At 59.1% G+C, this 9373-nt stretch carries 6 protein-coding genes; all 6 read right to left on the minus strand.

What is annotated here, in order from left to right; genetic code table 11:
- Nucleotides 1–406: uroporphyrinogen-III C-methyltransferase (cobA, locus tag AQS70_RS05280; RefSeq protein ID WP_082428037.1), on the minus strand; the 406-nt coding region annotated here is incomplete at its 3' end.
- A 10-nt stretch (nucleotides 407–416) separates the two neighbouring features.
- Complete coding sequence (locus AQS70_RS05285; protein ID WP_055101860.1) at nucleotides 417–3146, minus strand: nitrate reductase; 2730 nt, start codon at nucleotides 3144–3146, stop codon at nucleotides 417–419.
- On the minus strand, nucleotides 3146–3463 hold the full coding sequence (gene nirD, locus AQS70_RS05290; RefSeq protein ID WP_055101861.1) for a nitrite reductase small subunit NirD: 318 nt from the start codon (nucleotides 3461–3463) through the stop codon (nucleotides 3146–3148). Before nirD ends, AQS70_RS05285 begins: the two co-directional genes overlap by 1 nt.
- Nucleotides 3460–5913, minus strand: coding sequence for a nitrite reductase large subunit NirB (nirB, locus tag AQS70_RS05295; protein WP_055101862.1), 2454 nt, complete (start codon nucleotides 5911–5913; stop codon nucleotides 3460–3462). Before nirB ends, nirD begins: the two co-directional genes overlap by 4 nt.
- Before the next feature lie 632 nt (nucleotides 5914–6545).
- On the minus strand, nucleotides 6546–8216 hold the full coding sequence (locus AQS70_RS05300; RefSeq protein WP_055101863.1) for a bifunctional protein-serine/threonine kinase/phosphatase: 1671 nt from the start codon (nucleotides 8214–8216) through the stop codon (nucleotides 6546–6548).
- 7 nt (nucleotides 8217–8223) lie between these two features.
- Nucleotides 8224–9373, minus strand: a 1150-nt coding sequence (locus tag AQS70_RS05305; RefSeq protein WP_055101864.1) for a nitrate/nitrite transporter, incomplete at its 5' end; no start/stop codon positions are given.

Genomic DNA, 9373 nt, shown 5'->3' on the forward strand with positions numbered 1-9373 from the left:
CCACGCCGCGCAGCGTCAGCGACATATCGCATTGCGTTGCACCTGCCAAACCGGCAGTGATGCCGTTAACCAGCTCCACTTCAACGCCGTGTTCGCGCAACCACTGCGCCTCTTCGCCGCCGCGCCCAAAAATGCACGGATCACCGCCTTTGAGCCGCACCACGCATTTGCCTTGGCGAGCGTAACGCAGCATCAGACGTTGGATAAACGCTTGAGGTGTGGAGCGGCAGCCTCCGCGTTTGCCCACCGCGACCACCCGTACACCGGGGCAGTGCTCCAGCACCGCAGGATTGACCAAGTCGTCAATCAGTACCACATCCGCCTCACGCAGGGCGCGCACCGCCTTAAGCGTCAGTAATTCCGGGTCACCCGGCCCTGCACCCACCAACCAGACTTTTGCACTCATGGTGTATTCCTTACGCGATGACGGCGATGGGCTGCGTGTGAGCAGCCAATAAACGTTTGATTTCTGGGACACACGAGCCGCATTGCGTGCCGCAACCCAGTGTTGTTTTCAAGCCTGGCAAGTCCTGTCCTTGAGCGATGGCATCACACACTGCGGCCTGACTCACGTTCTTGCAGTTGCAGACAATCTTGTTGCCGCCAGCGGGCACGTTGGCATTGCCCGGCGGCGCGCTCAGCGGGGCCAGTAGCCAGCGTCGCAGTTGTTGATCGGCACGACCTTCTTGCCACAGATCTTGCAGCCAATGCCGGGCTAAGGTTTCACCGGCCAGCCGAATCGCGGTAATGCGCCCGTGCTCAATGCGTACCCGTTTGCCAATGGCGCGGCGTGGGTCGTCGTAGGCCAATACCGGCCCCTCGTTAAGCCCTAAGCACTGGTCGATGTCGCTTAACAGTTGGGGGGCCGGTGCGACGGCGCTGGCTGCGCGGATCAGCAGCGCAGGGCGCTCACGTCCGGTAAGGCTGAGGCTCACGTAAGAAAAGCTTTCGCACAGCGGGCGCAACGTCTCGAAGTGTGACTGAACACTCTGCGTTGCATCCCCCTCAACCAGCGCGAACAAATGCCAGGGCAGGTGGATGGGTTCCAGCCGCACGGCGCTGTGTTTGAGTTCTGGCTGTTTGGACAGCGGATCGAAGGCGGGCAACGTCAGAGTATTGACCCCGCCTTTAAGGTAGCGGTCGCCCCAGTGCATCGGTAAAAACGCTTGGCCAGGGCGCACACTGTCGTCGCTGCTCACCGGCAATATGACGGCCCCGCGGCGGCTCTTAAGGTTGATCAGGTCGCCGGGTTGTAGACGATGGCGCCGCAACTCATCCGGGTGCAGGCTCAGCACGGCCTCACTGACGTGGCCGAACAGTTGCGCTGCGGTGCCGGTGCGGCTCATGCCGTGCCATTGGTCTCGCAGGCGGCCGGTGATCAAGGTCAGCGGGAAGCGAGCGTCACGCTGCTCTTTGGCGGCGCGGTAAGGCTCGTCAATAAACTGGGCGCGACCATTGGCTGTCGGAAATTTTCCGTCGCCGTAGAGTCGCGCAGTGCCTTCAACCGCACCTTCAGGAAATGGCCATTGCTGGGGGCCGAGACGGTCGATCAGTGCGTGGCTAATGCCCGAGAGGTCTAGATCGCGGCCACGGGTTAGGTATTTGAATTCGTCGAACAACTGCGCCGGGTGATCAAAGGCAAACAGGCTGGGCATTCCGGGGCGCAGGTGTTTTTCCAGACGCTGTGCGAAATCTACGGTAATGGCCCAATCGGAGCGCGCTTCGCCAGGTGCGACGACGGCTTTGCGCACATGGGAAATTCGCCGTTCGGAGTTGGTCACCGTGCCCTCTTTTTCGCCCCAACTGGCCGCAGGCAGCAACAGGTCAGCGAAGGCTGCGGTTTCGGTGGTGTGAAAGGCTTCTTGCAGCACTACAAAAGGGCAGGTTTGCAGCGCTGCCCGCACGGCCACTTGGTCCGGGAGTGACTGCGCCGGGTTGGTGCAGGCAATCCACAACGCTTTGATTTGGCCGCTGGCCACACGCTCAAATAGCTCGATAGCGGTCAGCCCCGTGTTGGCCGGGAGTTGCTCAACGCCCCAGTACGCCGCCACTTCAGCGCGATGCTCGGCATTGGCAGCGTCGCGGTGGCCGGGCAGCAAATTGGACAAGCTACCGGTTTCGCGCCCGCCCATAGCATTCGGCTGACCGGTCAATGAGAAAGGCCCTGCGCCAGGACGACCGATTTGTCCGGTGACCAAATGCAGGTTGATCAGGGCGCTGTTTTTGGCGCTGCCCGCCGTCGACTGGTTCAGCCCCATGCACCACAGCGATAGAAAGCTCGGCGAGGTGCCGACCCACTGTGCGCATTGCTCCAGTTGCTCGACGCTGATGCCACAGAGCTGCGACACCATCGACGGGGTGTAATCGCGCACCCGTTGTTTGAGCGCGGGTAAACCGTCGGTGTGGGCATTGATAAAGTCGTGGTCTACCCAGTTTTCCCACAGCAGTAGGTGCAAAATCCCGTGAAACAAAGCCACATCGGTGCCGGGAAGAATGGCCAAGTGCAGATCGGCCAAATCGCAGGTATCGGTACGACGAGGGTCGATGACGATCACCTTCATGGATGGGCGCCGCGCTTTGGCCTCTTCTAATCGACGAAAAAGCACCGGATGGGCGTAGGCCATGTTACTGCCGACGATCATGACGCAGTCGCTCAGTTCCAAGTCTTCGTAGCTGCACGGCGGTGCATCGGCCCCAAGGCTGCGCTTGTAGCCGACCACGGCAGACGACATGCACAGCCGCGAGTTGCTGTCGATATTGTTGGTGCCGACCAGCGCCCGTGCGAGTTTGTTGAAGGCGTAGTAGTCCTCGGTCAATAACTGCCCTGAGACATAAAACGCCACGCTGTCAGGCCCATGCTCGGCGATGGTCTTAGCAAACACGCTGGCGGCGTGATCGAGCGCGCTGTCCCAGTCGGTGCGGCCCCGGGCCAGGGCCTTACCGAGGCGTAGCTGCGGGTACAGCGCACGTGCGCTCAGGTCGCCAGTCAGGTGCAGTGTCGAGCCTTTGCTGCATAGTTTTCCGAAGTTGGCCGGGTGCGCCGGATCGCCGCTGACGCCAAAGATGCGCTCGCCGTCGTGCTCAATCAGCACGCCGCAGCCGACCCCGCAATAACAGCAGGTAGAAGCGGTGATCTGGCGCTCCATCAGCCTGCGTCCCGCAGGGCCAACTGCACGCGGCCATTTTCGACGCGCACCGCATGATGATGTGCGCAGCCAATGTCCGGGGCTTGGGCTTCACCACTTTGCAGGTCGATTTGCCAATTATGTAGCGGGCAGGCCACACGCTTGCCGTAGATCAAACCTTGAGACAGCGGGCCGCCTTTGTGCGGGCAACGGTCGTCAAGGGCGAACACTTCGTCGTCGCTGGTGCGAAAAATCGCGATGTCGCCTTTCGGCCCATTAATGATCCGAGAACCCAAGGCGTTGATTTCGTCGAGAGAGCAAATATCTAGCCAGTTCATACCACTACCTCCAGGTTCTTCAGCGCGATGACGTCGAATTCTTTTTTCAGTTGTGGCTGCTCCAGGCGCTCTTTCCATGGGTCTTGCTCAAACGACAGGGAAAATTGCAGGCGGTCATTCAGCGCTTTGCGACGCTCGGGATCTTCGAGTACCGCCTTCTTGATGTGCTCCATGCCAACCCGTTGCAGGTAATGCACGGTGCGCTCGAGGTAGAAGGCTTCTTCGCGGTACAGCTGTAGGAATGCACCGTTGTATTCGCGTACTTCTTCGGCGGTTTTAAGCTTGACGAAGAATTCGGCGACCTCGGTTTTGATCCCGCCGTTACCCCCGATGTACATCTCCCAGCCTGAGTCCACGCCGATGATGCCGACGTCTTTAATCCCCGCTTCAGAGCAGTTGCGTGGGCAGCCGGAGACGGCCAGTTTGACCTTGTGCGGCGACCACATATTGAACAGGTCATGTTCCAGGTCGATCCCCAGCTGCGTTGAGTTCTGAGTGCCAAAGCGGCAGAACTCGCTGCCCACGCAGGTTTTTACCGTACGAATAGACTTGCCGTAAGCGTGGCCCGAGGGCATGTCCAAGTCTTTCCATACGCCCGGCAGGTCTTGCTTTTTGATCCCCAGCAAGTCGATGCGCTGCCCGCCTGTGACCTTAACCATTGGCACGGCGTATTTGTCAGCCACATCGGCAATGCGCCGTAGCTCGGAGGGATTAGTCACACCGCCCCACATGCGCGGCACGACCGAGTAGGTGCCGTCTTTCTGGATGTTGGCGTGAGCGCGTTCGTTGATCAGGCGCGATTGTGGATCGTCGCGGGCCTCGCCTGGCCAGGTAGAAATCAGGTAATAGTTGAGCGCGGGTCGGCAAGTGGCGCAGCCGTTGGGTGTGCGCCAGTTCAAGTAGCTTTGAGTACCCGCGATGGTCAGCAGATGTTGCTCGCGAATGGCCTGGCGGATTTGCCCGTGATTGAGGTCACTGCAGCCGCAGATGGCTTTTTCGCTCTTAGGTTTAACATCGGCAGCGCCGCCCACCGTGTTGATCAAAATCTGCTCAACCAGCCCTGCGCACGAGCCACACGAACTGGCGGCCTTGGTGTGTTTTTTGACTTCGTCGACGCTGAACAGCCCGTGTTCCTGAATCGCTTTAACGATGGTGCCTTTGCACACGCCATTGCAGCCACAGACTTCAGCGTTGTCGGCCATGCTCATGGCCTTGTCCTGACCTTGATGGCCGACATCGCCGATAGCATTTTCGCCGAACATTAAGTGATCGCGGATCTCGCCAATGGCGTGATTCTCACGGATCTGTCGGAAATACCAACCGCCGTCAGCGGTATCGCCGTACAGGCAAGCGCCGACTAATACGTCGTCCTTGATCACCAGCTTTTTATAAACCCCGCCAATCGGATCGGACAGGGTGATGGTTTCAGTGCCTTCGCCCCCCATAAAGTCGCCTGCCGAAAACAGGTCGATGCCGGTGACCTTGAGCTTGGTCGACGTCACCGAGCCTTGATAGCTGGCAAACCCCAACTGCGCTAGGTGATTGGCGCAAACCTTGGCTTGTTCAAACAACGGGGCGACCAAGCCGTAAGCAATACCGCGATGGCTGGCGCATTCGCCGATGGCGTAAATACGCGGGTCATAAGTTTGCAGGGTGTCATTGACCAGAATGCCGCGGTTGCACGGGATCGCGCATTGCTCGGCCAGCTCGGTATTAGGGCGAATGCCTGCGGCCATCACCACCAGATCGGCGGGGATAATGTCACCGTTCTTGAACTCGACCGATCCGACCCGGCCATTGCCTGCATCGTGCAGCGCCTTCGTCTGTTCACTCAGGCGGAAATGCAGACCGCGTGCCTCTAGAGCGGTTTGCAACAACTGGCCGCTGACGGGGTCGAGCTGGCGATCCAAAAGCCACTCACCGAGGTGCACCACGGTCACATGCATCCCGCGCAGCATCAGACCATTGGCGGCCTCCAGCCCCAACAGGCCACCGCCAATGACGACAGCATGGGTGTGGGTTTTGGCGGTGTCGATCATGGCTTGGGTGTCGGCAATGTCGCGGTAACCGATCACCCCGTTCAGGGTATTGCCGGGGATGGGCAGGATAAACGGGGTCGAACCGGTGGCAATCAACAGCCGATCGTACTCGGCCTCGGTGCCGTCTTCGGCAATCACCCGGCGTTTAACCCGGTCGATCTTCACTACTTTGCGGTTAAGCAGCAGTTTGATGTCGTTTTGCAGATACCAATCCAGATCGTTGAGCACAATCTCTTCAAACGTTTGCTCACCGGCCAATACTGGCGATAGCAAGATTCGGTTGTAGTTAGCGTGAGGTTCGGCGCCGAAGACGGTGATGTCGTAAAGCTCATTGCTCAATTTAAGCAATTCTTCCAGGGTACGAACCCCGGCCATGCCATTACCGATCATCACGAGTTTTAATTTTTTCATCAGGTTCTCCGCAAGCGTTGACCGGCCACATCAGGGCACTGGGGCCTTACTCGACAAATACTGCGCGCACAAAAAAAGGCGTCCCGCCAGTTACCTAGCGAGGACGCCTTTGTCCTTGTCCCGTTCTCTCGGGAAACCCGGTGTTCGTCGTTGAAGACTGGGTTTTATGAGTTGATACGTTAGCTAATGCAGTGGTTGTGCCAACTTTCAAAAGCCTGTGTTTATTGGGGGATAAAGACTGGGGCGAGGTTTTACCTGCACCGAATCAACGCAGCCTGCACGTTATTGGAGCAATTCAATCTGTAGGAGATTCCCTGTCGTCCAGACGTCGCGCTGTCGCGTAGCAAACGGGCTAAGTCTGTGGTCGCCGAAACACCATCGTGCACGGCGTTTGGGTGCCTATCGTTTTTGTAGGAGCTGGCGCAGGCTGCGATCTTTTGATCTTCTACCTCAACCTCAAAAGATCGCAGCCTGCGGCAGCTCCTACGCGGGATATTTGTCTGCCAGCACACCCTGTGTAGATACCCATGTCCACACCTACGAACACAGTGGTGTCTTTTGAAATCAATAACTGACTTCATGTTTGATAAGACCGAGCTTGCTCGCGATCTTTTGATTTTTTGATCGACCCATCAGTGATGAAAGATCAAAAACATCAGCACCAGATTGATCATCAACGACCCCAGCGCCACCGCCTGCCAGACCTTTAGCGGTTCGCGCTCCAACAACGGCCTTGGGCGCACGCGCAAGCTTTGGCGCTCGCCCTGTTCCAATTGCAGCAGCCACTCTTCTGCGGTTTCAAATCGCTGCGCCGGGTCAGCGGCAACACCGCGCTCCAGACTCTGCTCCAGCCATTGCGGCAGGTCAGGCCGGTAACGACTGGCATTGACCGGCACCCCAAAACGCGGACGCTGAAACGCTTCGATTTCGCCATACGGGTAATGCCCCGTCAGCAGTTGATACAACGTGACCGCCACCGCGTAGACATCTTGTTGCGCAGAAGGCGCGGCACCGAGAAACGCCTCCGGGGCGAGGTAGCTGGAGGTGCCGGGTAAGGTGCCAGGCAGGTCTTCAGACAGGCCGGGGCAGTAAGCCAAACCAAAATCCAGCAGACGCAGTTCGCCGTCATCGCCCAGTAGTAGATTGTGCGGTTTGATGTCGCGATGAAAAATCTGTCGTCGATGTAACAGGCCCACAGCCCGTAACAAGCGTTCGGCCAACTCCCGCCATTGCTCTAGGGGTAGCGGACCGTTCTGGGTATAGAGCGTTTGCAGGGTGATGCCGGGGTATTCGCGCATCACGTAGTACAGATGCTGGCGCTGGCTGGCGGCATGCACTTGGACAAAATGACGGCCCGCCACCCGCTTCAGAAACCATTCTTCGGACAACAAGGCCTGCCCGGCTAAGGGTTCGTCACGCAGGTGCGCGGGCAAGGTTTTCAGTAGCCAAGGTTGTTGTTGCTCATCGCGCACGCGGTACAGCAGCGATTGCTGGCTCTGCGCGAGTTGGCATTCAACCTGCCAGCCTTCAAAGGTTTGCCCTGATTTGAGCGATGGCGGCAGCGGCCATTGCTGCAATTGAATCAAAGCATCGCCGATGTTGGTTTCGCCCAGTGCTTGGACCCGCACCAGCAGAGCGCTGGCGTTGTCTTGGCTACCCGCTAGGTGCGCGGCGTTGACCAACGTTTGCGCGGCGTCTTGCAACACGGGTTGATCACGCAGCACAGCGGCGATGGCGGTGTCGTTTAGGGTCGACCATACGCCATCACTGAGCAACACAAAGGTTTCCCCCAATTGCACTTCGCCGTCGAGGAAATCCACTACCAGATGTTGGTCCAGCCCCAATGCGCGCTTAAGTACGTGCTGCATGCCGGGTTGTTCCCAGACGTGATCATCGCTGATGCGCTGCAAGCGTTCGGCGTGCCAGCGGTACACCCGGCAATCGCCCACGTGGGCCAAGGTAAAACGCCTACCACGTAGTACCAACGCGCTGAGTGTGGTCAGCAGCGGTTGCCCGCCACCGTTGGCCTGTAACCACCGATTTTGCGCGATCAGCAAACGCTCCAAGGCGTGTGCCACGCTCCAGGTTTCGGGCGTGGCGTAATAGTCTAGCGCCAACGCTTGTAAGGTCGAGCGGGCGGCCAGACCGCCATCGGCACATTGGCTCACACCGTCAGCAATGGCGAACAAGTAACCCTTGCTCGCGGCCAATGCCGGTGCGGGCGTGACGCCGCGCAGCGCGTCCTGATTCTCAGCACGCGGGCCGGTGGCGCTGGCTTGGGCCAAGCTCAGTTGCAGGCTCATGGCGCCTTTACACGCGGGCGGCAGTGACAGCCGCCGAACCCCACGTGGTTCTCCAGCGGCGTTTCACCCCGTGCAAGCCAAACCACGCTAATACGCCGAGGCTGGCAAACAGCCACAAGGCTAACTGATAGCTGCCGGTGCTTTGTTTAATCGCGCCCATGCCCGCTGCCAAGGCAAAACCGCCGATACCACCGGCCATGCCGATCAGGCCCGTCATGACCCCAATTTCACGGCGAAAACGTTGCGGCACCAGTTGGAACACTGCGCCGTTCCCTGCACCAAGGCCGAGCATGGTGCACACAAACAGCGCCAAGGCGGCATAGGAATTAGGCAGGTTGAAGCCCACAGCCGCGATGCTGATGGTGGCCACGGCATACATGCCCAGCAAGGTGCGAATGCCGCCGAAACGGTCGGCCAATGCGCCACCTAGCGGGCGCATCAAGCTGCCGCCGAATACGCAGGCGGCGGTGTAATAACCGGCGGTCACTGGGCTTAAGCCGTATTGATCGTTGAAGTAGCCGGGCAGGGCGCTGGCCAAGCCGATAAAGCCGCCAAAGGTCACGCAGTAGAAAAACATGAACCACCAGCTGTCGCGGTCGCCCAGCGCCTTGAAATAGTCGCTCATGGACTTGGCTTTGGGTCGCTCGGGTGCGTTTTTAGCCAGCCAAACGAACACACCTAAACACAGCACCAATGGGATCAGAGCAAAGCCAAAAACGTTGCTCCAGCCATAAGCGGCGGCCAGCACCGGAGCCAGCAGGGCGGCGAACACCGTGCCGGAGTTACCCGCCCCGGCAATGCCCATGGCTTTGCCTTGATGCTGTGGCGGATACCATTGCGAGGCCAGCGGCAGGGCCACGGCAAACGAAGCGCCTGCCATGCCCAGAAACAGCCCAAGCAAAAGCGCTTGTTCATAACTGTGAATGCCGTGCTGCCAAGCCACGAATAGCGCACTGATGACAATGATCTGGCCGATCACCCCGGCAACTTTCGGCGACAAGCGATCAGCCAGCATCCCCATGGCGAAGCGCAGCACGGCGCCAGCCAGAATCGGCGTGGCCACTACCAACCCGCGCTGCTGGGTGGTGAGGTGCAGGTCGGCGGCGATTTGCACCGCCAGCGGGCCGAGTAAATACCAGACCATAAAGCTCAGGTCG

The sequence above is a fragment of the Pseudomonas endophytica genome (genome assembly GCF_001411475.1).
Lineage (GTDB): Bacteria > Pseudomonadota > Gammaproteobacteria > Pseudomonadales > Pseudomonadaceae > Aquipseudomonas > Aquipseudomonas endophytica.